Source organism: Stutzerimonas sp. VN223-3 (assembly GCF_045999685.1).
In the GTDB taxonomy this organism is placed as follows: Bacteria; Pseudomonadota; Gammaproteobacteria; order Pseudomonadales; family Pseudomonadaceae; genus Stutzerimonas; species Stutzerimonas stutzeri_AR.
The window spans coordinates 931,860-954,292 of the sequence record NZ_RBEC01000002.1 but is presented as its reverse complement, the minus strand read 5'-3'; the positions used below and the strand labels follow the sequence as shown (position 1 = coordinate 954,292).

At 60.5% G+C, this 22,433-nt stretch carries 26 protein-coding genes; 18 read left to right on the top strand and 8 right to left on the bottom strand.

What is annotated here, in order from left to right:
- Positions 1-76 precede the first annotated feature (76 nt).
- The 5 genes from D7241_RS13120 to D7241_RS13100 are packed head-to-tail and all read left to right on the top strand — an operon-like array spanning position 77 to position 3,902.
- The gene (locus D7241_RS13120) at positions 77-646 is read left to right on the top strand and encodes a YqgE/AlgH family protein (protein ID WP_408101879.1); all 570 of its coding nucleotides are present in this window, start codon (positions 77-79) and stop codon (positions 644-646) included.
- Positions 643-1,092 carry a Holliday junction resolvase RuvX gene (ruvX, locus tag D7241_RS13115; RefSeq protein WP_255977850.1) on the top strand — a complete coding sequence of 150 codons (450 nt, stop codon included), beginning with the start codon at positions 643-645 and terminating at the stop codon, positions 1,090-1,092. Before D7241_RS13120 ends, ruvX begins: the two co-directional genes overlap by 4 nt.
- The gene (gene pyrR / locus D7241_RS13110) at positions 1,092-1,604 is read left to right on the top strand and encodes a bifunctional pyr operon transcriptional regulator/uracil phosphoribosyltransferase PyrR (RefSeq protein WP_408101878.1); all 513 of its coding nucleotides are present in this window, start codon (positions 1,092-1,094) and stop codon (positions 1,602-1,604) included. Before ruvX ends, pyrR begins: the two co-directional genes overlap by 1 nt.
- Before the next feature lie 10 nt (positions 1,605-1,614).
- Entirely contained in the window at positions 1,615-2,631 is a 1,017-nt protein-coding gene (locus D7241_RS13105) for an aspartate carbamoyltransferase catalytic subunit (RefSeq protein ID WP_408101877.1), read from the top strand.
- Positions 2,631-3,902: a dihydroorotase gene (locus D7241_RS13100; protein ID WP_408101876.1), complete on the top strand. Its 1,272-nt coding sequence runs from the start codon at positions 2,631-2,633 to the stop codon at positions 3,900-3,902. The genes D7241_RS13105 and D7241_RS13100 overlap by 1 nt, the downstream gene beginning before the upstream one ends.
- 60 nt (positions 3,903-3,962) lie before the next feature.
- Here D7241_RS13100 and D7241_RS13095 read toward each other — a convergent pair whose 3' ends face one another.
- Positions 3,963-4,358 (bottom strand): TM2 domain-containing protein, encoded by a 396-nt coding sequence (locus tag D7241_RS13095; RefSeq protein WP_255977858.1) that lies wholly within the window; start codon positions 4,356-4,358, stop codon positions 3,963-3,965.
- A 137-nt stretch (positions 4,359-4,495) separates the two neighbouring features.
- Between D7241_RS13095 and D7241_RS13090 the strand changes: the two genes are divergently transcribed.
- Together D7241_RS13090 and D7241_RS13085 are read left to right on the top strand one after the other, a co-directional pair.
- Positions 4,496-5,707, top strand: a complete 1,212-nt coding sequence (locus tag D7241_RS13090; protein WP_408101875.1) for a putative DNA modification/repair radical SAM protein — start codon at positions 4,496-4,498, stop codon at positions 5,705-5,707.
- Complete coding sequence (locus D7241_RS13085; RefSeq protein WP_408101874.1) at positions 5,707-6,531, top strand: TIGR03915 family putative DNA repair protein; 825 nt, start codon at positions 5,707-5,709, stop codon at positions 6,529-6,531. The genes D7241_RS13090 and D7241_RS13085 overlap by 1 nt, the downstream gene beginning before the upstream one ends.
- 8 nt (positions 6,532-6,539) lie before the next feature.
- On the opposite strand, the gene D7241_RS13080 is transcribed toward D7241_RS13085, so the two are convergent.
- The gene (locus D7241_RS13080) at positions 6,540-7,685 is read right to left on the bottom strand and encodes a PilT/PilU family type 4a pilus ATPase (protein WP_408101873.1); all 1,146 of its coding nucleotides are present in this window, start codon (positions 7,683-7,685) and stop codon (positions 6,540-6,542) included.
- An 81-nt stretch (positions 7,686-7,766) separates the two neighbouring features.
- Complete coding sequence (gene pilT / locus D7241_RS13075) at positions 7,767-8,801, bottom strand: type IV pilus twitching motility protein PilT (protein ID WP_255977867.1); 1,035 nt, start codon at positions 8,799-8,801, stop codon at positions 7,767-7,769.
- A gap of 66 nt (positions 8,802-8,867) precedes the next feature.
- On the opposite strand from pilT, the gene D7241_RS13070 reads away from it, so the two are divergent.
- From D7241_RS13070 to D7241_RS13025, 10 genes are all read left to right on the top strand, one after another.
- The gene (locus tag D7241_RS13070) at positions 8,868-9,581 is read left to right on the top strand and encodes a YggS family pyridoxal phosphate-dependent enzyme (protein WP_408101872.1); all 714 of its coding nucleotides are present in this window, start codon (positions 8,868-8,870) and stop codon (positions 9,579-9,581) included.
- Positions 9,582-9,593: 12 nt separating this feature from the next.
- Complete coding sequence (gene proC / locus D7241_RS13065) at positions 9,594-10,421, top strand: pyrroline-5-carboxylate reductase (protein WP_408101871.1); 828 nt, start codon at positions 9,594-9,596, stop codon at positions 10,419-10,421.
- A gap of 9 nt (positions 10,422-10,430) precedes the next feature.
- Positions 10,431-11,021, top strand: a complete 591-nt coding sequence (locus D7241_RS13060) for a YggT family protein (RefSeq protein WP_131649514.1) — start codon at positions 10,431-10,433, stop codon at positions 11,019-11,021.
- 120 nt (positions 11,022-11,141) lie between these two features.
- A complete protein-coding gene (locus tag D7241_RS13055; protein WP_408101870.1) occupies positions 11,142-13,103 on the top strand; it encodes a dynamin family protein in 1,962 nt (653 codons plus the stop codon).
- 81 nt (positions 13,104-13,184) lie between these two features.
- On the top strand, positions 13,185-14,324 hold the full coding sequence (locus tag D7241_RS13050; protein ID WP_408101869.1) for a homoserine O-acetyltransferase: 1,140 nt from the start codon (positions 13,185-13,187) through the stop codon (positions 14,322-14,324).
- A gap of 9 nt (positions 14,325-14,333) precedes the next feature.
- Positions 14,334-14,933, top strand: a complete 600-nt coding sequence (gene metW / locus D7241_RS13045) for a methionine biosynthesis protein MetW (protein ID WP_255977880.1) — start codon at positions 14,334-14,336, stop codon at positions 14,931-14,933.
- Between the two features lie 24 nt (positions 14,934-14,957).
- Entirely contained in the window at positions 14,958-15,380 is a 423-nt protein-coding gene (locus D7241_RS13040; protein WP_255977882.1) for a DUF4426 domain-containing protein, read from the top strand.
- Entirely contained in the window at positions 15,377-15,973 is a 597-nt protein-coding gene (gene rdgB / locus D7241_RS13035; RefSeq protein WP_408101868.1) for an RdgB/HAM1 family non-canonical purine NTP pyrophosphatase, read from the top strand. The genes D7241_RS13040 and rdgB overlap by 4 nt, the downstream gene beginning before the upstream one ends.
- Positions 15,974-16,062: 89 nt before the next feature.
- A complete protein-coding gene (hemW, locus tag D7241_RS13030) occupies positions 16,063-17,199 on the top strand; it encodes a radical SAM family heme chaperone HemW (protein WP_408102330.1) in 1,137 nt (378 codons plus the stop codon).
- Between the two features lie 9 nt (positions 17,200-17,208).
- A complete protein-coding gene (locus D7241_RS13025) occupies positions 17,209-17,532 on the top strand; it encodes a DUF3392 domain-containing protein (protein WP_046161601.1) in 324 nt (107 codons plus the stop codon).
- A 74-nt stretch (positions 17,533-17,606) separates the two neighbouring features.
- Here D7241_RS13025 and D7241_RS13020 read toward each other — a convergent pair whose 3' ends face one another.
- The 5 genes from D7241_RS13020 to D7241_RS13000 all read right to left on the bottom strand — a co-directional run bounded on the left by D7241_RS13020 (position 17,607) and on the right by D7241_RS13000 (position 21,464).
- Positions 17,607-18,944 carry a DUF1329 domain-containing protein gene (locus D7241_RS13020; protein WP_408101867.1) on the bottom strand — a complete coding sequence of 446 codons (1,338 nt, stop codon included), beginning with the start codon at positions 18,942-18,944 and terminating at the stop codon, positions 17,607-17,609.
- A 175-nt stretch (positions 18,945-19,119) separates the two neighbouring features.
- On the bottom strand, positions 19,120-19,830 hold the full coding sequence (trmB, locus tag D7241_RS13015; protein ID WP_408101866.1) for a tRNA (guanosine(46)-N7)-methyltransferase TrmB: 711 nt from the start codon (positions 19,828-19,830) through the stop codon (positions 19,120-19,122).
- 68 nt (positions 19,831-19,898) lie between these two features.
- Positions 19,899-20,693 (bottom strand): thiazole synthase, encoded by a 795-nt coding sequence (locus tag D7241_RS13010; RefSeq protein ID WP_408101865.1) that lies wholly within the window; start codon positions 20,691-20,693, stop codon positions 19,899-19,901.
- An 89-nt stretch (positions 20,694-20,782) separates the two neighbouring features.
- Positions 20,783-20,983, bottom strand: a complete 201-nt coding sequence (gene thiS, locus D7241_RS13005) for a sulfur carrier protein ThiS (RefSeq protein ID WP_255977891.1) — start codon at positions 20,981-20,983, stop codon at positions 20,783-20,785.
- A gap of 106 nt (positions 20,984-21,089) precedes the next feature.
- Complete coding sequence (locus tag D7241_RS13000) at positions 21,090-21,464, bottom strand: DUF423 domain-containing protein (protein WP_255977893.1); 375 nt, start codon at positions 21,462-21,464, stop codon at positions 21,090-21,092.
- 70 nt (positions 21,465-21,534) lie between these two features.
- On the opposite strand from D7241_RS13000, the gene mtgA reads away from it, so the two are divergent.
- Complete coding sequence (mtgA, locus tag D7241_RS12995) at positions 21,535-22,251, top strand: monofunctional biosynthetic peptidoglycan transglycosylase (RefSeq protein WP_408101864.1); 717 nt, start codon at positions 21,535-21,537, stop codon at positions 22,249-22,251.
- Positions 22,252-22,433: the final 182 nt, after the last annotated feature.

Here is a 22,433-nt window from a genome sequence, read left to right as displayed (position 1 = left end):
TTTACGCTTGTGGCTTGCAGCTTGCCGCCGCTTTTTGAAGCTTGAAGCCGCCACGCCGAAGCCCGAAACTAGCCGCATGAAAATCGCCACGACGTCCTATCTCAAGCATCACTTCCTGATTGCCATGCCGCATATGGCAGACCCCAATTTTGCCCAGGCCCTGATTTACCTGGTGGAGCACAACAGGGATGGCGCAATGGGCCTCATCGTCAATCGCCCAAATGGGCTGAATCTGACCGACATACTTGAACAGCTGCGCCCAGACGAACCCGTTACTCTCGCTAGCCAAGACCTGCCGATTCTCTCCGGCGGGCCGGTACAGACCGACAGAGGGTTCGTGCTGCACCCGGCCGACGTCCATTTTCAGGCGACTCTCGACTTGGGTCAGTTGGGCATGACCACCTCACAGGATGTGCTTTTTGCTATTGCCGACGGTTACGGCCCCAAACGACACCTTATTGCCCTGGGCTATGCAGGTTGGGAGCCGGGTCAGCTTGAGGCGGAGCTGATCGACAATGTCTGGCTGAGTTGCCCGGCACAGCCAGACATACTCTTTGACGTTCCGCACGATCACCGCATCAATGCCGCCGCCGCATCCCTGGGGGTCGATCTCAGGCTGCTCAGCAGCCAGGTCGGGCACGCATGAGCGCGTTGCGTCTGTTACTCGGCTTTGACTACGGCACCAAGCAGATTGGCGTCGCCGTCGGCCAGATGATTACCGGCCAAGCCCGCGAGCTTTGCGTACTGAAAGCACAGAATGGCGTGCCCGACTGGTCACAAATCGAGGCATTGCTGCGTGAATGGCAGCCGGACGCACTGGTGGTAGGTTTGCCGCTGAACATGGACGGCAGTCCCAGCGAGATGAGCGCACGGGCAGAAAAGTTTGCCCGTCGTCTTAATGGCCGCTTCAACCTTCCGGTACATACCCACGACGAGCGACTGACCACGTACGAAGCAAAAGGTGAGCGCCTTCGCGGCGGCCAGCAAGGCGGCTATCGCGAGCGACCGGTGGACGCGCTTGCAGCGGCCCTTTTGCTCGAAGGCTGGCTGGCTGCACGACTGTCTGATGACGTGGCCTTCAAGGAGAAATGATGACCCTGCCCAACCCCGAACAGCTGCTTCCAGAAATGGCCGCCGCACTGGACCAGCACCTGAGCAGCCACGGCGTCGCCGAGCCGAGATTCATTGGCATCCGCACCGGTGGCGTGTGGGTGGCCCAGGCGTTGCTGACATTGCGCGACAAGGACGAATCGCTGGGCGTGCTGGACGTCTCTTTCTACCGCGACGACTTCACCCAGAACGGTCTGCATCCGCAGGTTCGTCCGTCAGAATTACCGTTCGAGATTGAAGGCCAGCATCTGGTTTTGATCGATGACGTCCTGATGAGCGGCCGCACCATCCGTGCCGCTCTCAACGAACTGTTCGACTATGGCCGTCCCGCCAGTGTCAGTTTGGTCTGCCTGCTCGACCTCAACGCTCGCGAACTGCCAATCAGGCCGGACGTGGTCGGAGCAACGCTTTCGCTTGCACCTGAGCAGCGCGTCAAGCTGATCGGCCCGGCACCGCTCGCGCTCGAGTATCAGACCCTCGCTTCCGCCAATTGAGATCCTTGCGATGACGCCCACCGACGCCAAGCGCCCGCTACAGTTGAACGACAACGGTCAGCTGCGCCATTTCCTATCATTGGATGGCCTGCCCCGCGAACTGCTTACCGAAATCCTCGACACCGCCGACTCCTTTCTCGAGGTCGGGGCCAGAGCGGTTAAGAAGGTCCCGCTATTGCGCGGCAAAACTGTCTGCAACGTGTTTTTCGAGAACTCCACGCGCACGCGCACCACCTTCGAACTGGCAGCCAAGCGGTTGTCGGCGGACGTGATCACGCTGAACGTCTCGACTTCGTCTACCAGCAAGGGCGAAACGCTTACCGACACGCTTCGCAACCTCGAAGCCATGGCTGCAGACATGTTCGTCGTGCGCCACGCCGATTCGGGTGCGGCGCATTTCATTGCCGAACACGTCTGCCCCGACGTGGCAGTAATCAACGGCGGAGACGGACGCCATGCGCACCCAACCCAGGGCATGCTCGATATGCTCACCATCCGCCGACACAAAGGTGATTTCACAAAATTATCGGTCGCCATCGTTGGCGATATCCTGCACTCGCGCGTAGCGCGTTCCAACATGCTTGCGCTAAAGACACTGGGCTGTCCGGATATTCGCGTTATTGGCCCAAAGACCCTGCTACCGGTAGGCCTGGAGCAATATGGCGTCAGCATCTACAACGACATGGACGAAGGCCTGCGCGATGTAGACGTGGTCATCATGCTGCGCCTGCAACGCGAGCGCATGCAGGGTGGGCTACTGCCCAGCGAGGGCGAGTTCTACCGCCTCTATGGTCTGACCACTCAGCGCATGGCGCTGGCCAAGCCGGACGCCATCGTTATGCATCCGGGACCGATCAACCGCGGCGTAGAAATAGAATCGGCCGTGGCAGATGGCATCCAGTCCGTCATTCTCAATCAGGTGACCTACGGTATTGCGGTTCGCATGGCCGTGCTTTCCATGGCCATGAGCGGCCAGACCGCGCAACGACAAATAGAAAACGAAAACGCCGCCGAGGAGCAGAACTGATGCCAACCCAGATCCTCGGTGCTCGCCTGATTGATCCTTCCACCGGCCGCGATGAAGTCACCGATCTTTATTGTCAGGACGGCAAGATATCCGCCATTGGTCAGGCACCTGCTGGCTTCAGCGCAGTACATACCATAGATGCCCAAGGCTTGGTTGCAGCGCCGGGCCTGGTCGACCTTGCGGTCGCGCTACGCGAGCCGGGTTACAGCCGCAAGGGCAATATCGCCAGCGAGACACTGGCCGCCACCGCTGGCGGCATCACCAGCCTGTGCTGCCCGCCGCAAACCAAACCGGTGCTGGATACCGCCGCGGTCGCAGAACTGATTCTCGACCGAGCACGCGAATCCGGCCACGCCAAGGTTTTCCCCATCGGCGCGCTGACGCGCAATCTGGCTGGCGAACAACTGTCGGAACTGGTCGCGCTACGCGATGCGGGTTGCGTAGCCTTCGGCAATGGCCTGGCCAATTTCACCAGCAATCGCAACCTGGGCCGCGCGTTGGAATACGCAGCGACTTTCAACCTCACTGTTGTGATCCATTCCCAGGACAGCGACCTTGCCGAAGGCGGCCTCGCCCACGAAGGCCCCTCGGCAGCCTTCCTCGGCCTCGCCGGAATTCCCGAGACCGCAGAAACTGTTGCACTCGCCCGCAATCTGTTGCTAGTGGAGCAGGCAGGCGTGCGTGCGCATTTCAGCCAGCTCACCACCGCCCGCGGCGCGCAGATGATCGCCGACGCCCAGGCACGCGGCTTGCCGGTCACTGCCGATGTCGCGATGTATCAATTGATTTTGACCGACGAAGCGTTGCACGGTTTTTCCAGTCTTTACCACGTACAGCCGCCGCTGCGCAGTGCCGCGGACCGTGACGGCCTACGCGAAGCGGTCAGCACCGGCGTCATTTCGGCAATTTCCAGCCACCATCAGCCTCACGAGGCGGATGCCAAGCTGGCGCCTTTTGGCGAGACGGAGCCAGGCATCAGCAGCGCCGAGATATTGCTGCCGCTGGCAATGACCCTGGTGGAAGACGGGCTGCTGGATCTGCCGACGCTACTGGCGCGCCTGAGCAGCGGCCCTGCTGCGGCGCTGCAGTTACCGGTCGGGCGCCTGGCGGTCGGCGAAGCCGCGGACCTGGTTCTGTTCGACCCGCGCAGCTCGACCCTGGCTGGCGAAGCCTGGCATTCGAAAGGCCGCAATTGTCCCTTCATTGGTCACTGCCTGCCAGGCGCGGTGCGCTATACGCTTGTCGACGGTCGAGTCGCTTTTCAGAGCTGAGTATTAATCGAGCGGCCCAGACCGACCAGAACCACGCTGGTCGAATCTGCGCCGCTTACGTCAACGCTTTTCTAGGTTGCGCATCGACACTTGGCTGTTCAGTGTCCAGAAGTCATACAAGACGCCTATAAAAAACAGCCCGCCCGTGCAGAGATAAATCAGTCCGGTAATCCACTTGCCCTGGTACATCCGGTGCACGCCAAAAATCCCTAGAAAGGTCAGCAGAATCCAGGCGACTGTGTAATCAATCGGGCCAGGTTGAAAGCGCAGGTCGGCCTCGCGATCCATGGAGGGGATTAGAAACAGATCGATGATCCAGCCAATAAAAAACAGGCCGAGCGTAAAGAACCAGATGGTGCCGGTGATCGGCTTGCCGTAGTAGAAGCGGTGCGAACCGAGGAATCCAAAAATCCACAGGAGATATCCGATCAACTTGCTATGGGTGTTCTGCCGCATCTGAGCCTCTCTATCTGTTTTGGCGTTGCGTCGTTCAGCTTATCTGAATTCCTGCGGCTCAGACCTTCTGCCGAGTGGACGTTGCTCCATGAAACAGTCGTGATACTGTATGCACAAACAGTATCACGACAGCCGATATGCAACTAATCGATAAACTTAGCGTACTCGCCGATGCTGCTAAATACGACGTGTCCTGCGCTAGCAGTGGCGCGCCAAAGCGCAGTTCAAAAGGCCGAAGCGGACTGGGCGCCACCGATGGCATGGGCATCTGCCACAGCTTTACGCCCGACGGCCGCTGCGTGGCGCTGCTAAAGATTCTGTTGACCAATTTCTGCCTGTACGACTGCCAGTACTGCGTAAATCGGCGCTCCAGCGACGTGCCTCGCGCCCGTTTCACGCCCGAAGAAGTAGTCACGCTGACCCTGGACTTCTACCGCCGCAACTGCATCAGCGGCCTGTTTCTCAGTTCCGGGATCATTCGCTCGGCGGACTACACCATGGAGCAGCTGATCCGCGTGGCCAAGCTGTTGCGCGAGGAGCACGAGTTTCGGGGCTACATCCATCTGAAGACCATTCCCGACGCTGATCCGCAGCTTATTGCAGAAGCCGGCCGTTACGCCGACCGCCTCAGCGTCAATATCGAACTACCTACCGAAAGCAGCCTGATCCGCCTGGCGCCGGAAAAGCAGGTCGTGACCATCAAGCAGGCCATGCAGTCGATCCACCAGGGCGAGACCGAAGCCAATGCAGAAAAAAGCGCGCCGCGTTTCGCTCCTGCCGGGCAAAGCACGCAGATGATCATCGGTGCCGACGCAACCGACGACAGCACCATCCTGCATACCGCACAGGCGTTATATGGTGATTTCCGCCTGCGCCGCGTCTATTACTCGGCGTTCAGCCCCATCCCACACAGTCCCAAGACCGTTCCCTTCGAGGCGCCGCCACTGTTGCGTGAGCATCGGTTGTATCAGGCCGACTTTCTCATGCGCGGCTACGGCTTCAAGGCCGGCGAACTGCTCACAGGGCCAGGGAATCTAGCGCTCGATATAGACCCGAAACTCGCCTGGGCGCTTTTCAACCGCGAGCATTTTCCTGTCGACCTGAACCGGGCCGAGCCGGCGCTGATTGCGCGCATCCCCGGGATTGGAATACTCAGCGCCAAACGCCTGGTCGCCCTGCGCCGGCAAAAGCGCATCCGCTTCGAAGACCTGACACGCCTTCGTTGCTCGCTGGAAAAAGCCAAACCTTTCGTCATCACCCAGGACTACCGACCGAACCTGGCGAACCTGGAATCCGCCGCCTTACGCCATCAGTTCAGCGAAGGTCCTGTGCAGATGGGGCTATGGTGATGCGTCAGATAAGCTTCGACGGCAGCTTCGCTGGCTGGCGCGACGCCGCGCGTGATCTGCTCCGCTGCGGGGTCGCGCCCCACCAGGCAGAGTGGCTTGGCGGTAGCGATGCAGGCGGCCTGTTCGATGAGCCCGATGCGCTCGAACCGATCGAGCCGGCGCCACCGGTACGCATCCCGCGGCAATTGGTCGTCGAGCTGGAAAACGCGGCGCGCTTCCGCATCGATGACCGCTGGAGCTTGCTGTATCGCATCCTCTGGCGGGTCGTCAAAGGCGATCAAACGGCTCGGCTAGTCGGCGATATCGATGGCAGCGAACTGCATTCGCGAATCAAGGCGGTACGCCGCGAAGCGCATCATATGCATGCCTTTCTACGCTTCAGCCCGGCAAGCTCCGAGAGCGCTCCGGACTATGTGGCCTGGTTCGAGCCTGCGCACGACATCCTGTGCAGTGCGGCACCGCACTTCGCCGAACGGATGGGGCTACATTCCTGGCTGATTGCAACGCCGAATGATGCAGTGCTATGGGATGGACAGGACATGCATTACGCCAATCCTTGTCCGCCCGCTTGGCGACAGCTGGCGCAGACAGCAAAAGATCCTGGCGTAGAACTGTGGAAGACCTACTACGAAAGCACCTTTAATCCGGCTCGACTCAATCGCGGCGTGATGCAGAGCAATCTGCCAGTGCGCTTCTGGAAGAATCTGCCGGAAGGAATGCTGATTCCTCAACTCATGAGTCGCGCGCGAGCCGGGGCACAATGTGACGGCCAAGCCGACAGCGTGACCAATAAGGCCGGCAAGCGTATCGGCCGGCCTCGTTAGCGCAACGACTAGCGAAAGCTGCGCCCCGGATCGTCATTGCTGACCTCCAGCGTCAGCCCCTGGGAGACGCTACTCAGGTGCTCACCGTCGGTTTCCGAGCCCAGCTTGATCATCAGGCGCAGGTCGTTGGACGAGTCGGCGTGCAGCAAGGCGTCTTCGTAGGTGATTTCACCTTGCACATAGAGGTTGTAAAGCGCCTGATCGAAGGTCTGCATGCCCAGATCGGTGGAGCGCTTCATCAGCCCCTTGAGCTCGTGTACCTCGCCCTTGCGGATCAGATCGGCGGCCAGCGGGGTGTTGATCAGCACCTCGATGACCGCGCGACGGCCCTTGCCGTCGGGCGTTGGAATCAGTTGCTGGGCAACGATAGCCTTGAGGTTCAGCGACAGGTCCATCCAGACCTGTTGCTGCCGGTCGGCGGGGAAGAAGTTGATGATCCGGTCCAGCGCCTGGTTGGCGTTGTTCGCGTGCAAGGTCGCCAGGCAAAGATGCCCGGTCTCGGCGAACGCGACCGCGTAGTCCATGGTCTCGCGGGTCCGCACCTCACCGATGAGAATCACGTCGGGCGCCTGTCGCAGGGTGTTCTTCAGCGCTACATCGAAGGAATCGGTGTCGATGCCAACTTCGCGTTGGGTGACGATACAGCTTTGGTGCTGATGGATGAACTCGATAGGGTCTTCGATGGAGATGATGTGCCCGCTGGAATTCTTGTTGCGGTAACCGATCATCGCCGCCAACGAGGTCGACTTGCCGGTACCGGTCGCACCGACGAACAGAACCAGCCCGCGTTTGGTCATGGCCAGCTTCTTCAGTACGTCCGGAAGTTTGAGATCTTCGAGCGTCGGGATATTGGTCTCGATGCGCCGCAGCACCATGCCGGCGAGATTGCGCTGGTAAAACGCACTGACACGAAAACGGCCGATGCCCCTCGCGCTGATGGCGAAGTTGCATTCGTGGTTTTCAGCGAACTCCCGGCGCTGTTGCTCGTTCATGACCGCGTGCACGGTTTCGCGAGTCATCTCCGGCGACATCGGCGTTTTGTTCACCGGCATGATCTTGCCGTTGACCTTCATCGACGGCGGCACACCAGCGGTAATGAACAGATCGGAGCCGCCCTTTTCCACCATCAGGCGCAACAGTTTCTCGAATTCCATCATCGTTCTCGTAGTCTGGCAAAGCCGCGTTGAAGCGAAACGGAGGCGCTGGCGATCGCGCAGCCAGGCTTCCTGCTGAGGTTAGAAGTTTTCCGGCTGCTTGGCTTTTTCCTTGGCGCTATCTCGAGAGACAAGACCCTTGGCAAGTAAACCCTTGAGGCATGAATCGAGCGTCTGCATGCCCAGCGAACCACCGGTCTGAATCGCCGAATACATCTGCGCCACCTTGTCCTCGCGGATCAGGTTACGGATCGCCGGAGTACCGATCATGATTTCGTGGGCCGCCACCCGGCCGCCGCCGACCTTCTTCAGCAAGGTCTGGGAAATCACCGCCTGCAGCGACTCGGAAAGCATCGAGCGGACCATGGATTTTTCTTCCGCCGGGAACACGTCGACTACACGGTCGATGGTCTTGGCAGCCGAGGTGGTGTGCAGGGTACCGAACACCAGGTGCCCGGTTTCCGCCGCGGTGAGCGCCAGGCGGATGGTTTCCAGGTCGCGCATCTCACCGACGAGGATGATGTCCGGGTCTTCCCGCAGCGCCGAGCGCAGCGCTTCGGAAAAGCCCAGGGTGTCGCGATGCACCTCGCGCTGGTTAACCAGGCACTTCTTCGACTCATGAACGAATTCGATCGGGTCTTCGATAGTGAGAATGTGGTGATATTTGGTGTTGTTCAGGTAGTCGAGCATCGCCGCCAGGGTGGTCGACTTGCCCGAACCGGTAGGGCCGGTCACCAGCACCAGGCCGCGCGGCACATCGGTAATCTTGCGGAAAACCTCACCCATGCCGAGATCCTCCATGGTCAGGACCTTGGACGGAATGGTCCGGAACACCGCGCCGGCACCGCGGTTCTGGTTGAACGCGTTGACCCGGAAACGCGCCACGCCAGGCACTTCAAAGGAAAAGTCGGTCTCGAGGAACTCTTCGAAATCCTTGCGCTGCTTGTCGTTCATGATGTCGTAGATCAGCGCGTGTACCTGCTTGTGATCCATCGCCGGAAGGTTGATCCGGCGAACATCGCCGTCAACGCGGATCATTGGCGGCAAGCCGGACGAAAGGTGCAGGTCAGACGCACCCTGCTTGGCACTGAAGGCCAGCAGCTCTGTGATATCCATGGGACTCCCCAATTACAAGCAAGCAGGTAGAATGCCGCGCAGACCCTAAGGTGGCAGGCGCAGGTAATGTCCACGATAGAGAGCAATATTGCAAAGGTCACAGCGCGCATCCGTGAGGCGGCGCAAGCTGTAGCGCGCGATCCCGACGAGGTGCGCCTGTTGGCGGTGAGCAAGACGCAATCGGCCGACGCCATTCGCCAGGCTTGCGACGCCGGCGTGCACGATTTCGGCGAGAACTACTTGCAGGAAGCGCTCGAAAAACAGGCCGATCTCTCCAACCTCCCTCTTGTCTGGCATTTCATTGGCCCCATTCAGTCGAACAAGACCAAGTCGATCGCCGAGCACTTCGACTGGGTTCACTCAGTTGATCGCCTGAAGATCGCCCAGCGCCTATCCGATCAGCGGCCTGCCGAATTGCCGGCACTCAACATCTGTCTACAGGTCAACGTCAGCGGCGAGGCCAGCAAGTCGGGCTGTGAGCCGCAGGACGTGCCCGTGCTAGCCCGCGCAATTGCCATGCTGCCTCGTCTGCGGCTGCGCGGGCTGATGGCAATTCCCGAACCGACCGAAGACCTCGCCGAGCAACGCGCCGCGTTCGCCCGCTTGGGTCAGTTGCAAAGCGAACTCGGCCTCGGTCTCGATACACTTTCCATGGGCATGAGCCAGGACCTGGAGGCCGCCATCGCCGAAGGTGCCACCTGGGTCCGCATCGGCACTGCCCTGTTCGGCGCCCGCGCTTATCCGTCGCAGACAGCTACGGTCGCCCCTCCGCATGATTAAAGGAACTCACGCATGAGCACTCCCCGTATCGCCTTCATTGGCGGCGGCAATATGGCCGCGAGCCTGATCGGCGGGCTGCGAGCCCAAGGCATTCCAGCCAGGTCCATCTGCGCCAGCGATCCCGGTGCAGACAAGCGCGCAGAGCTTGAAACTACCCACGGAATCGAGACCTTTGAGAGCAACGGCCAGGCCGTGGCCAACGCCGATTTGGTGGTACTGGCCGTTAAGCCGCAGGTGATGCAAATCGTCTGCCGGGACTTGGGCGCTCATCTGCAATCAGATCAGCTGATCGTTTCGATCGCTGCCGGCATCAATTGCGCGAGCCTCCAACACTGGCTGGGCGAGCAAGCGCCGCGGGCAATCGTGCGCTGCATGCCGAACACGCCTTCACTGTTGCGTCAGGGTGTCAGCGGGCTCTACGCCAACGCCCAGGTCAGCGACACGCAAAAGCAGCAGGCTGAGCAGTTGCTGTCGGCGGTCGGCGTGGCGCTGTGGCTCGATGAGGAAAGCCTGATCGACGCCGTTACCGCCGTATCCGGCAGTGGACCGGCGTATTTCTTTTTGATGATCGAAGCCATGACGGCAGCTGGCGAACAGCTCGGATTGCCGCGCGCCACTGCCGCTCAACTGACGTTGCAGACCGCGCTGGGCGCGGCGCGAATGGCCTGTGAGAATGATCTAGAAGCAGCGGAACTACGGCGCCGGGTTACGTCACCGAACGGAACCACCGAAGCGGCGATCAAAGCCTTTCAGGCAGGCGGCTTCGAGACCCTGGTACAACAGGCGGTAAACGCAGCCGCGCAACGCTCGGCCGAACTCGCCGAACAATTGGGCAAATAAGGAATCTTCATGTCGCAACTCTCGCAAGCCCTGATCCTGATCATCCAGACGCTCGGCAGCCTTTACCTGCTGATCGTGCTGCTGCGCTTCATCCTGCAATTGGTCCGGGCCGATTTCTACAACCCGCTGAGTCAGTTCATCGTGCGTGCCACTCACCCCTTGCTACGGCCGTTGCGCCGGGTGATTCCCAGCATCGGCGGGCTCGACCTGTCGTCATTGGTACTTGCAATCATTGTGCAGATACTGCTGATGGCGGCGATCCTGATGATCGCTTACGGCACTATCGGCAATCCGCTACAGCTGCTGGTCTGGGCCATGATTGGTGTCACCGGCCTGTTCCTCAACATTTTCTTCTACGCGCTGATCATCAGTGTGATTCTGTCTTGGGTTGCGCCCGGCAGCCACAATCCTGGCGCCCAGTTGGTCAGCCAGATATGCGAGCCGGCGCTAGCGCCCTTTCGCCGCCTGCTGCCTAATCTTGGCGGGCTGGATATATCACCGATCTTCGCGTTCCTCGCGATAAAGCTGTTGGATATGTTGGTAATCAACAACCTGGCCATGATGAGCCACATGCCCAACATCCTGCGCTCGCTGATTTAAAAGTTGCTACCGCCCATTCGCCTCATGCAGCCTTTGGGCGGTAGTTCACAGCAGCTTGATTGACCCACACAAGGCGACTGGGATAATCGCCCGATTACGCCTATCAGGAACATCACGATCATGGAACGACTCGACCGGCAGGTGGATGCCTATGTCGCCTGGAAACGCGACCTGATTCGTGAAATCACCCGCTACCGCAGCTGGCTAGCGCATAACCGCCTGACCTCCGACGCGGTCGAAGCAAGACTGGAACGCGCGCTGAAGTTGCTGCGCACCGATCACATTACCCTGGCGTTCGTCGGCGAGTTTTCACGCGGCAAGACCGAGCTGATCAACAGCCTATTCTTTTCTAGCTACGGCCAGCGCATTCTGCCCTCGCGGGCGGGTCGCACCACCATGTGCCCCACCGAACTATTCTTCGATCCGCGCGCGGAACGCTCTTATATTCGCCTGCTACCCATCGAATCGCGCCTGGAAGACACCAGCATCGCTCAGCTCAAGCGCGCCCCTCATTTCTGGCGGGACATTCCGCTGGAGCCCGACAATCCGGACAACATGGTCGAAGCCTTCACCCAGGTTGCCGCAACCAAGTCGATGCCGACGGACCAAGCCATTCAGCTCGGCTTTCACCCCGACTCACTGGAAAGCTCGGATATCGTCGGCGAGGTGCTGGTGCCGGCCTGGCGGCATGCCATGGTCAACTTCGACCACCCACTGCTGCGTCAGGGCCTGCGCATCCTCGATACGCCCGGCCTCAACGCGCTGGGTAGCGAGCCGGAACTCACCCTTTCGATGCTGCCGAATGCCCAGGCGGTGATTTTTCTGCTGTCGGCCGATGCCGGCGTTAGCGCCAGTGACATGGATATCTGGCAACAACATATCCGCCAGCTCGACGATGGCAACCGGAACCGTCTGTTCGCCGTACTGAACAAGATCGATGTGCTCTGGGACGACGTCTCAGGCGATGCGTTCGTCCAGGCCGCGATTCAACAGATGCAGACCAGCACCGCACAGCAACTGGGCATCGCTGTCGAAGATGTGCTGCCCCTGTCGGCCAAACAGGCGCTGCTGGCCAAGATCCGTGGCGACCAGGCGCTGCTGGAGCGCAGTCAACTGGCGGCACTGGAACAGCTGCTTTGCGAACGCATCCTGGCACAGAAGGAGCGCCTGCTCGAACAACAAGTGGTGCGCCAGGTTCTGGCTTTGCTGCAGAACAGCCAACACATCCTGACTGAGCGCCTGAACAAGGTGCGCGAGCAGAGCGAGCTGCTCGATAGTCGTCGTCAGGACCGCGGCCAAATGCTGGTGGAGCTAACCGCCCGCACTCGCCACGATCACAATCAGCACCACAAGCGTCTGCTGCAACTGAAAACCAACCAGCGCCTGTTGCAACGCCAAGGTGAACTATTACGTGGGACGGTGCGGGCCGAACGCCTGGAAGAGCATCTGACCCGCCTGCGTCGCAGCCTGACCGGCAGCCTAACCACACTGGGCATCAATCTCAGCATTCTGCACTTCTTCCGCTCAGTCGAGCAGGATCTGGGCGCGCTCGAGAATGAGGCGGTACTGGCGAACAAAATGGTGTCGGCGATTTACCGCCGCCACAACGAAGAGAACCCCTTGCACGGCGTGGACGCGCCGCTGTTCCGCCTTGCACCCTACCAGAAGGAGCTCAAGGGCTTGCAGAACAAGGCCGATCAGTTTCGCCTGCAGCTCAAGACTTTGCTCACTGAGCAGCGCACCCTGACCCGGCGCTTCTTCGCCACCCTGGTGCAGGAGGTAATTGGAATGCATCAGCGTCTGCGCCAGGAAGCCGAGCAGTGGGCCAGCGAAGCCCTGATGCCACTGATGCAGCATTCGCTGGAGCATAAACAGCAACTCGAAGCGCACATGCTGCGCCTTAAGAGCCTGGCGCAGGACAGCCAGCAAAGCAGCCAGCGCGGTCGCCTGTTGGCACGCTACAGTCTTGAGCTGGAAGAGCAACTGGCGCAGGCCGGCGAAATGCTGCGGCTGCTGCGACGCCCGGCGCCGATCCGCCGCCAAGGTAAGGTGGTCAGTCTTACCGGCGCCGTTGTGGGTTAATCTGGCGTTGCGATTTGAGGATGAATTGGCGCGCGCTAACCTTTAGACTTTGCCGCCTTCTTCCAGCACGAGCCAGGGTCGATGCCCACTGCTATTCCAGCCGATTCCGTTGGTCTGGTGAGTCCGAAGGTCGCGCACTTCGCCGAGCCGCTGGCACTCGCCTGTGGCCGCACGCTCAACGACTACCAGCTGATCTACGAAACCTACGGTGAACTGAACGCCGCACGCAGCAATGCCGTGCTGATCTGCCATGCCCTGTCCGGCCATCACCATGCGGCCGGCTTCCACGATATGGAAGAGCGCAAACCGGGCTGGTGGGACAGCTGCATCGGCCCAGGCAAGGCAATCGATACCAACCGCTTCTTTGTGGTCAGCCTGAACAACCTCGGCGGCTGCAACGGCTCGACCGGTCCAAGCAGCATCAATCCGCTGACGGGCAAGCCTTACGGCGCGGACTTCCCGGTAGTCACGGTGGAAGATTGGGTCAACAGCCAGGCGCGACTGGCCGATGTGCTGGGTATCGAACAATGGGCGGCTGTCGTCGGCGGTAGCCTTGGCGGCATGCAGGCGATGCAGTGGACCATGAGCTATCCGGAGCGGATCCGTCACTGCGTGGCCATTGCTTCGGCGCCCAAGCTGTCGGCGCAGAACATCGCCTTCAACGAGGTGGCGCGTCAGGCGATTCTGTCCGACCCTGAATTCCATGGCGGGCATTTTCAGGAGCAGAACGTAATTCCCAAGCGCGGGCTGATGCTGGCCCGAATGGTTGGACACATCACGTATCTGTCCGATGACGCCATGGGTACCAAGTTCGGCCGCGGCCTGAAGAGCGAGAAGCTCAACTATGACTTCAACAGCGTCGAATTCCAGGTTGAGAGCTATTTACGCTACCAGGGCGAGGAATTTTCCAGTCGCTTCGATGCAAACACTTATCTGCTGATGACCAAGGCACTGGATTATTTCGACCCTGCCGCGGCTTATGACGACGATCTGGCCAGCGCCCTGTCGACCGCCAAGGCGGATTTCTGCGTGATCTCCTTCACCACCGACTGGCGCTTCTCGCCGGAGCGCTCGCATGAGATCGTCGACGCACTGATGGCGGCACGCAAGAACGTCTGCTATCTGGAAGTCGACGCGCCCCAGGGCCACGATGCGTTCCTGATCCCGATCCCCCGCTATCTACAAGCCTTTCGCGGTTACATGAACCGCATCGCCGTATAAGGAACCCACATGCGCGCCGATCTGGAAATCATCCAAGACTGGATACCGGCGGGTAGCCGTGTGCTCGACCTCGGTTGCGGCAACGGCGATTTGCTGGCCTGGCTGCGAGACAACAAGCAGGTCAGTGGCTACGGCCTGGAAATCGATCCTGACAACATCGCGGCCTGTATCGAAAAGGGCGTCAATGTCATCGAACAGGACCTCGACAAGGGCCTGGGCAACTTCGCCAGCGACAGCTTCGACATGGTGGTCATGACCCAGGCCCTGCAGGCGGTTCATTACCCCGATGAGTTGCTCAAGGAAATGCTCCGAGTCGGCCGCGAATGCATTATTACTTTTCCTAACTTCGGTCACTGGCGTTGCCGCTGGTACCTGGCCAGCAAGGGCCGCATGCCGGTGTCAGAATTTCTCCCCTACACGTGGTACAACACGCCAAATATTCACTTCTGTACCTTCGAGGATTTCGAAAGGCTGTGCCGGGAGCGCGGTGCCCGTGTACTCGAACGCCTCGCCGTTGACCGGCATCACAAGCATGGTCTGGCGAGCCGCATCTGGCCCAACCTGATTGGGGAAATCGGCATCTATCGCGTCACCGGGCCCGCCCGCTGACCTGCTTCATATGGAGAACTATTTTTGAAACGCAGCCTGATCTACCTGCTCACTCTACTGTTCGCCTTGCCTGCACTGGCCGAACGCAAACACAGCGTCGGTCAACACGACGTGCATTACATCGCCTTCAATTCGAGCTTCTTGCAGCCCGACATCGCCGCTGCCGCCGGACTGGTGCGCAGCAAGGCCCAGGGCGTGGTCAACGTCTCGGTGCTCAAGGCTGGCAAGCCAGTGGCTGCGCAGGTCAGCGGCACGGTGAAGAACCTGCTGGGCCAGGATTACCCACTGACGTTCAAGCAGCTCAAGGAAGGCGACGAGGCCATCTACTACCTCGCTCAGTTCCCGTTCGAATCGCGCGAGACGCTGCGCTTCAACCTGAACGTTCAGCCGACGGGCGCCGCCCCGATCAACTTCGACTTCACCCAAGAATTCTTCCCGGACGAATGATGCCTTTTAAAGAACTGGTGCTGGCCAGTCATAACGCCGGCAAGCTCAAGGAACTACAGGCCATGCTGGGCGACGCGGTGCATGTGCGCTCGATTGGCGAATTCAGTGATGTAGAGCCGGAAGAAACCGGTCTGTCCTTCGTCGAGAACGCCATTCTCAAAGCGCGAAACGCGACGCGAATATCCGGATTGCCGGCGCTCGCCGACGACTCGGGACTGGCCGTGGACCACCTCGGCGGCGCGCCGGGCATTTACTCGGCGCGCTACGCAAACGGCCAGGGCGATGCGGCGAACAACGCCAAGCTGCTGGATGCACTGAAAGACGTGCCGGATGCAGAGCGTGGCGCTCAGTTCGTCTGTGCACTCGCGCTGCTCCGACATGCCGACGACCCGTTGCCGATCATCTGCGAAGGCCTGTGGCATGGCCGTATCCTCCATGCGGCCCAGGGTGAACATGGCTTCGGCTATGACCCGCTGTTCTGGGTACCGGAGCGCGACTGCTCCAGCGCCGAGATGGTTCCGTCGGACAAAAACCAGCTCAGCCACCGCGCCCGGGCCATGAGGTTGCTGAAAGCGCGGTTGGGGATCGCTTGAAAACCGCTAAAGACCCAAGGCTGAATGCTGGAAGAAAAAGCGACACCCTCGTTCAGCCTCTAGCGTCCAGCGAAGACCAGGCACAAGCGATCGAGCTGCCGCCTCTAGCGGCCTACATCCATATCCCCTGGTGCGTGCGCAAATGCCCGTACTGCGACTTCAACTCACACGCCGCTGGCCCGGATCTGCCTGAAGACGCCTATATCGCTGCGCTGCTCGCCGATCTTGAATGCGAGCTGGATCAGGTGCAGGGCCGCAAGTTCACCTCGATCTTCTTCGGCGGCGGCACCCCGAGCCTGTTTTCCGCCGAGGCACTGGGCCGGATTCTCGATGGGCTGGAGCAGCGGGTAGGATTTGCCGAAGGCATCGAGATCACCCTGGAGGCCAACCCAGGCACCTTCGAACAGGCGAAATTCCGCGACTATCGCAGCCTCGGAATCAATCGTCTGTCGATTGGCGTCCAGAGCTTTCAAGCCGCCAAGCTGAAGGCGCTGGGCCGCATCCACGACGGCGACGAAGCCATTCGTGCCGCGGATATGGCGCGCGCAGCCGGCTTCGATAATTTCAACCTCGACCTGATGCACGGGCTGCCTGAGCAGAGCCTGGACGATGCGCTGAGCGATTTGCGCATTGCCATTGCACAGCAACCGACGCACCTGTCCTGGTACCAGCTCACCGTCGAGCCGAACACCGAGTTCTGGAGCAAACCACCCAAGTTGCCAGAAGACGAAACGCTATGGGATATCCAGGAAGCCGGCCAGGCATTACTGGCGGGGCACGGCTACGGTCAGTATGAGACGTCCGCCTACGCACAACCCGGACGCCAGGCGCGGCACAACCTGAACTACTGGACCTTCGGCGATTTCCTCGGCCTCGGCGCTGGGGCGCACGGCAAGTCGACCCGGCCCGACGGGCAGATTCGGCGCAACTGGAAGACTCGCCTGCCCCGGGATTATCTCGATCCGGCAAAGCGCTTTCGTGCTGGCGACAAACGCCTCCAGCAGAACGAATTACCGTTCGAATTCCTGATGAATGTGCTGCGCCTCACTGACGGTGTCCCTGCGCTGTTGTTCACTCAGCGCACCGGTCTGCCGCTGGATTTGCTAGCCGAAGCCCGACGCAAAGCCGAAGCCCGAGGCCTGTTGGCAAGCGATCCGGAACGACTGGTCGCCACAGCCAAAGGCCAACTATTTCTGAACGACCTGCTGCAACTTTTCCTGCCCTAAGGACCCCGCATGGATCTTGTACTCGACCTCATCGCCACCCTGTCGCGCTGGAGCCGTCACCACCTGTTCGACATTTCCCTGGCGATCATGGCCACGCTCTTCGTGCTATTCGGCCCGGCGCTGAACGCCTGGGTACAGAAGAACATTGGCGGACTGAACTTTGTCCTGCGCACGCTGGCCTTCGTGGTGTTCTGCGCACTGGTCTACGGCCTCGGCATCATCTATCTCAGCCCTTGGCTAGCCAAAGGCCTGGCTCAGTTCAACAACTACACCCTGGCACCGGTGCTGCTGTTGGTGCTGTTTATCATTGGCGTGGTCGCCGACCGCAACTGACCGCACCCCTGACATAAAAAAACCGCCTGAACAGTCTGTGAACAGGCGGTTTTCTTTTGGCATGCACCAATCGCTTAGTTGGCGCCCCGACGTAGCGCTGCTGGCGAGAAGTCTCGTGGCCCCATTTTGGCGTTGAAGTCGTACATCGGCTCGTTGTTGTCGAGTCCGTCGACGAAATAGTTGTCGTCCTTCAGGTGGTACAGCGTCTCTAGCGTGCTGCCAAACATTGGCACCTCGTAATAGCTGATCGGATGGCTTTCCTGCAGGCCGATCAGCTCGTTGTTCTCGTCGTACAGATCGACCGCCAGAATCTGCCAGCTGTCTTCGTCAATGTAGAACCGGCGCATGTCGTAAGGATGGCTGAAGCCCTTGCGCAGCGTAGCCTCGACGATCCAGACGCGATGCTGTTCATAGCGCAGCAGTTCGGGGTTCAGCGTGCGTGGGCCGACGATCGATTCGTAAGGGATGCCCTGCTGATGAACCGCGTAGCTGTTGTAGGGCACCAGCATTTCGCGCTTGCCGACCAGCTTCCATTCATAGCGATCCGGGGCGCCATTGAAGGAGTCGACCACGTCAGCCGTGGCCAGCCCGCTGGTGTCCGGCTGCAGCGAGTCGTAGGCCAGCGAAGGCAAACGCCGCACACGCCGGTCGCTCGGGCTGTAGCGCCAAGCCTTGCGGATCGCCAGCACCTGATCCATTGGGTCCTGCACGACCAGCGAGGTGCCAGACAGCTTCGCCGGTGCGGTGACCCGGTACTTGTAATAAAGAAGGGTGTTGTCCAGCTGCGCTTTGTCCATTCCCTCACGGTTGTAGACGTAATAGATATGCCGGTCCCGCTTGATCAGGTTGGCCCTGCCGTTGATCACCACGGCCTGGTTGTTGATCATGTGGGTCTGCTCACCCTTGTAATGAAGGATGTGGTTCCAGATCACTTCCATGCCGTCTTGCGGTAGCGGAAACGGGATACCGGCGACAGCGCCCTTGATTCCGTTGCCGTTGGCAATCAGTTCGGCAGACACGGCGTTGGCGCGCGTCTCGTCATAGATGCGCTGTGGGGCCGCGGCGCTGCGGCGTGACGGAAATACGCGCAGATGAAAGTCCGGATGCCGCTCGATCAGCGCCCGCAGGCCTTCGGGCAGGAGCGCGGCGTATTGCGCGACATTGCGGCTGTCGACCCGATAAAGCACCGGATCGGCCGCGTACGGGTCCGGATGATGCATTCCGACCGAGTAGCTGGCCGGCGGCTGTACCCCACCAGTCCAGGCCGGGATGCTACCGCTGGCGTTGGCCGACCGCTCGGCCCCCAGCGGGGTCAGGTCCTGCCCCAGGCGCGCGGCCTGGGTTTCATCCACCTTGGCCTGTGCCTGACTGGCGCAGGCCGCCAGTAGCAGAATTCCAAACTTTCTAAACATTTTTGCTCCTTTGCAGCGCAACGGGCACGCCGCACGTAACGACCGCTGCCAGCAGGCAGGGCTCTCTTGAGGCGTTGGGGAGGTTGTGCCGTCCTGGCATTCGTTGTTTTCAGATCTTCCTTGGGCCGCGTGAAACGGCTCTAGCGGGCGCAGCTATGGCACCCACGCTTGCTAGTCAGTCGATGCGTTCGAACTTCAGATCCCAGACCCCGTGGCCCAGGCGCTCACCGCGGCGCTCGAACTTGGTCGTCGGGCGCTCCTGCGGACGTTCAATGTACTGCCCGTTTGCAGCCTGGTTGCGATAACCAGGCGCGACGCTCATGACGTCGAGCATGTACTCGGCATAGGGCTCCCAATCGGTCGCCATATGCAGCACACCACCAATCTTGAGTTTCTGTCGCACCAGTTCGGCGAATGCCGGCTGGACGATGCGCCGCTTGTGGTGGCGACTTTTGTGCCAGGGGTCGGGGAAAAACAGCAAGACCCGGTCCAGGCTGGCGTCGGGGACGCATTCACGCAGCACTTCAAGCGCATCGCAACTGTAGACCCGCACGTTATCGAGATTTTGTGACAGAAGTCCGCTCAGCAGCGCACCCACTCCTGGCGAATGCACTTCCACGCCGATGAAATCCTGCTCAGGCGCTGCCGCGGCCATTTCCAATGTGGAATGACCCATACCGAAGCCGATTTCGAATGTCCGCGGCGCCTGCCGGCCAAACACCTGGCCGAAGTCGCGCAGGCCATCACCCAATTCGAGGCCGAACCGCGGCCAGCCTTGATCCAGGCCGCGCTGCTGACCTTCGGTCATGCGTCCTGCACGCATCACGAAACTTTTGATGGTGCGCATGCGCCGTTGGCCATCGGCCGGGATGGAAGTGTCACTCATGAACGAACCTGCAAAATAACAATGACCAGCCGCGCGATTGGATGAGCGCGCGGCTAGGAAGGGAGAAATTAGCGGATCAGGCCTTCCAGAGGCGAAGAGGCGCTGGCATAGAGTTTCTTCGGCATACGCCCCGCCAGATAGGCTAGACGTCCAGCATCGATGGCGTACTTCATGGCCTCGGCCATCAACACCGGATTCTGCGCATGGGCGATGGCGCTGTTCATCAGCACCGCCTCACAGCCCAGCTCCATCGCGATGGTCGCGTCGGACGCCGTGCCCACACCCGCGTCGACGAGCACTGGCACCTTGGCTTCTTCAAGGATGATGCGCAGGTTGTAAGGATTACAGATGCCCAAGCCGGTGCCGATCAAACCGGCCAGCGGCATCACCGCGATACAACCCATGTCGGCCAGCTGGCGCGCGATGATCGGATCGTCGCTGGTGTAGACCATCACATCGAAACCGTCCTTGACCAGCACTTCAGCGGCCTTGAGGGTTTCGATCACGTTGGGAAATAGGGTTTTCTGGTCGGCCAGAACTTCCAGCTTGACCAACTTGTGCCCGTCGAGCAGCTCGCGGGCGAGACGACAGGTACGGACGGCCTCGTCGGCGTCATAGCAGCCGGCGGTATTCGGAAGAATGGTGTAGCGGTCCGGCGAGATGACGTCGAGCAGATTCGGCTCGCCCGGATTTTGACCGATATTGGTGCGGCGCACGGCCACGGTGACGATCTCGGCGCCCGAGGCCTCGATCGCCGAGCGGGTTTCTTCGAGATCCTTGTACTTGCCAGTGCCCACCAGCAGACGCGACTGATAAGTGCGGCCAGCGAGCGTAAAGGGTTTGTCGTGCGGAACTGGGCTCATGGGACCATCCTGTTCAGACGTTATAAAGCGAGAAGTACGCCGCCGCACGGAGCGGCATCCGGAAAAAATATGCGATGCGGCGTAGACCGCTAACCACCACCAATGGCATGCACGACTTCGATCTGGTCGCCTTCGACCAGCACGGTTAAGGCATGTTGGCTGCGTGGAACGATGTCGCGGTTAAGTTCGACCGCCAGCCGGCGCCCAGTCAGTTCCAGGCGTTGCAGCAGATCGGCCACCGACTGACCGTCAGGGAGCTCATAGCGCTCGCCGTTCAACTGAATGTGCATAGTGATCGCCACCATTGCGAAGGGGCCAGCATTCTAGCCCGATCGACCCGGACCACCAAGGCGGCGAGCGTCGCCATTCATCCGTGTATCGCCGGCGTCGCTGTGGTCAGCCTCGAAGGTTCCACGCCGCTAACATCAGACAGATCCAGCCCGCCAGAAAAGCCGTGCCGCCGATTGGGGTGATGATGCCGAGCTTGCCCACACCCGTCAGGGTGAGCAGGTAAAGACTGCCAGAGAACAGCAGGACGCCCAGCGCGAAGAGGCAACCTGCCGCAACCAGCAGACGGCTCGGCGCGTGCAGTGCGAGCAGGGCCACACCAAACAGCGCCAGCGCATGGATCAACTGATACTGCACGCCCGTTTGAAACACCGCGAGATAGTCGGCGCCGAGGCGGCTTTTCAGGCCATGGGCGGCGAAGGCGCCTAGAGCAACGCCGGTCAGCCCGAAAAATGCGGCAAGCAGAAGAAAGGAACGAATCATTCGGTAGTGTCCGGTCAGGAAGTTTGAGCGCCGTTATAATGCCCGTTCTCCCTGGCTGCGACCACGACCCATGTTCCGAGCCCTGCTGCGTCGCCTCTCTAAATTGCTGCTATGGCTGGCCGCGCTTTCCGTGCTGCTGGTATTGGTGCTGCGCTGGGTTCCGCCGCCCTTCACCGCACTTATGGTCGAGCGCAAATTGGAATCCTGGAGCAGCGGCGAAAGCATCGACCTTCAGCGCACCTGGCGACCATGGAAGGAATTGCCAGACAACCTGAAGATGTCGGTCATTGCCGCCGAAGATCAAAAATTTGCCGACCATTGGGGCTTCGATATCGCTGCCATTCGCGCCGCGTTCGCCCATAACGAACGCGGTGGCTCGCTGCGGGGCGCCAGCACCCTGAGCCAACAGGTGGCGAAGAACCTGTTTCTCTGGTCCGGGCGCAGTTGGGTGCGAAAAGGGCTCGAGGTCTGGTTCACTGGCTGGATCGAGCTCCTGTGGCCGAAGCAGCGAATCCTTGAGGTCTACCTGAATAGTGTCGAATGGGGCAGCGGAATCTTCGGCGCAGAGGCGGCGGCGCGGCATCATTTCAATGTCGGCGCGCCCTATCTTTCAGCCGCTCAGGCCAGCCAGCTAGCCGCCGTGCTGCCCAATCCGCGCGAGTGGAATGCCGGCCGGCCTGGCCCGCATGTTCGCCGCCGCGCCGCCTGGATTCGCCAGCAGGTACGGCAGCTGGGCGGTAGCCATTATCTGAACAGCATGCGGGAATCCACAGCCAGACGAAACTGAGCGACGCCAGCGATACCGGCGCGGCCTGACGGAGCGTTATGGCAGTAAGCCATCTCAACGAGTAAGCTGAAACTCACATGTTGCGAGATGCGCGGCGCTTCCCCCGCACGCAGAAAGGCCGCCGGGGCAGACGGACCAATGCCGTAATCTTCTCGCCCATTCGCCACTGAACGCATGGCAGC

Bases quoted from the DNA above. Each gene is read 5' to 3' on its own strand.
- D7241_RS13120 (WP_408101879.1), top strand. From the start codon at position 77: ATGAAAATCGCCACGACGTCCTATCTCAAGCATCACTTCCTGATTGCC.
- ruvX (WP_255977850.1), top strand. From the start codon at position 643: ATGAGCGCGTTGCGTCTGTTACTCGGCTTTGACTACGGCACCAAGCAG.
- pyrR (WP_408101878.1), top strand. From the start codon at position 1,092: ATGACCCTGCCCAACCCCGAACAGCTGCTTCCAGAAATGGCCGCCGCA.
- D7241_RS13105 (WP_408101877.1), top strand. From the start codon at position 1,615: ATGACGCCCACCGACGCCAAGCGCCCGCTACAGTTGAACGACAACGGT.
- D7241_RS13100 (WP_408101876.1), top strand. From the start codon at position 2,631: ATGCCAACCCAGATCCTCGGTGCTCGCCTGATTGATCCTTCCACCGGC.
- D7241_RS13095 (WP_255977858.1), bottom strand. From the start codon at position 4,358: ATGCGGCAGAACACCCATAGCAAGTTGATCGGATATCTCCTGTGGATT.
- D7241_RS13090 (WP_408101875.1), top strand. From the start codon at position 4,496: ATGCAACTAATCGATAAACTTAGCGTACTCGCCGATGCTGCTAAATAC.
- D7241_RS13085 (WP_408101874.1), top strand. From the start codon at position 5,707: ATGCGTCAGATAAGCTTCGACGGCAGCTTCGCTGGCTGGCGCGACGCC.
- D7241_RS13080 (WP_408101873.1), bottom strand. From the start codon at position 7,685: ATGGAATTCGAGAAACTGTTGCGCCTGATGGTGGAAAAGGGCGGCTCC.
- pilT (WP_255977867.1), bottom strand. From the start codon at position 8,801: ATGGATATCACAGAGCTGCTGGCCTTCAGTGCCAAGCAGGGTGCGTCT.
- D7241_RS13070 (WP_408101872.1), top strand. From the start codon at position 8,868: ATGTCCACGATAGAGAGCAATATTGCAAAGGTCACAGCGCGCATCCGT.
- proC (WP_408101871.1), top strand. From the start codon at position 9,594: ATGAGCACTCCCCGTATCGCCTTCATTGGCGGCGGCAATATGGCCGCG.
- D7241_RS13060 (WP_131649514.1), top strand. From the start codon at position 10,431: ATGTCGCAACTCTCGCAAGCCCTGATCCTGATCATCCAGACGCTCGGC.
- D7241_RS13055 (WP_408101870.1), top strand. From the start codon at position 11,142: ATGGAACGACTCGACCGGCAGGTGGATGCCTATGTCGCCTGGAAACGC.
- D7241_RS13050 (WP_408101869.1), top strand. From the start codon at position 13,185: ATGCCCACTGCTATTCCAGCCGATTCCGTTGGTCTGGTGAGTCCGAAG.
- metW (WP_255977880.1), top strand. From the start codon at position 14,334: ATGCGCGCCGATCTGGAAATCATCCAAGACTGGATACCGGCGGGTAGC.
- rdgB (WP_408101868.1), top strand. From the start codon at position 15,377: ATGATGCCTTTTAAAGAACTGGTGCTGGCCAGTCATAACGCCGGCAAG.
- D7241_RS13025 (WP_046161601.1), top strand. From the start codon at position 17,209: ATGGATCTTGTACTCGACCTCATCGCCACCCTGTCGCGCTGGAGCCGT.
- D7241_RS13020 (WP_408101867.1), bottom strand. From the start codon at position 18,944: ATGTTTAGAAAGTTTGGAATTCTGCTACTGGCGGCCTGCGCCAGTCAG.
- trmB (WP_408101866.1), bottom strand. From the start codon at position 19,830: ATGAGTGACACTTCCATCCCGGCCGATGGCCAACGGCGCATGCGCACC.
- D7241_RS13010 (WP_408101865.1), bottom strand. From the start codon at position 20,693: ATGAGCCCAGTTCCGCACGACAAACCCTTTACGCTCGCTGGCCGCACT.
- thiS (WP_255977891.1), bottom strand. From the start codon at position 20,983: ATGCACATTCAGTTGAACGGCGAGCGCTATGAGCTCCCTGACGGTCAG.
- D7241_RS13000 (WP_255977893.1), bottom strand. From the start codon at position 21,464: ATGATTCGTTCCTTTCTTCTGCTTGCCGCATTTTTCGGGCTGACCGGC.
- mtgA (WP_408101864.1), top strand. From the start codon at position 21,535: ATGTTCCGAGCCCTGCTGCGTCGCCTCTCTAAATTGCTGCTATGGCTG.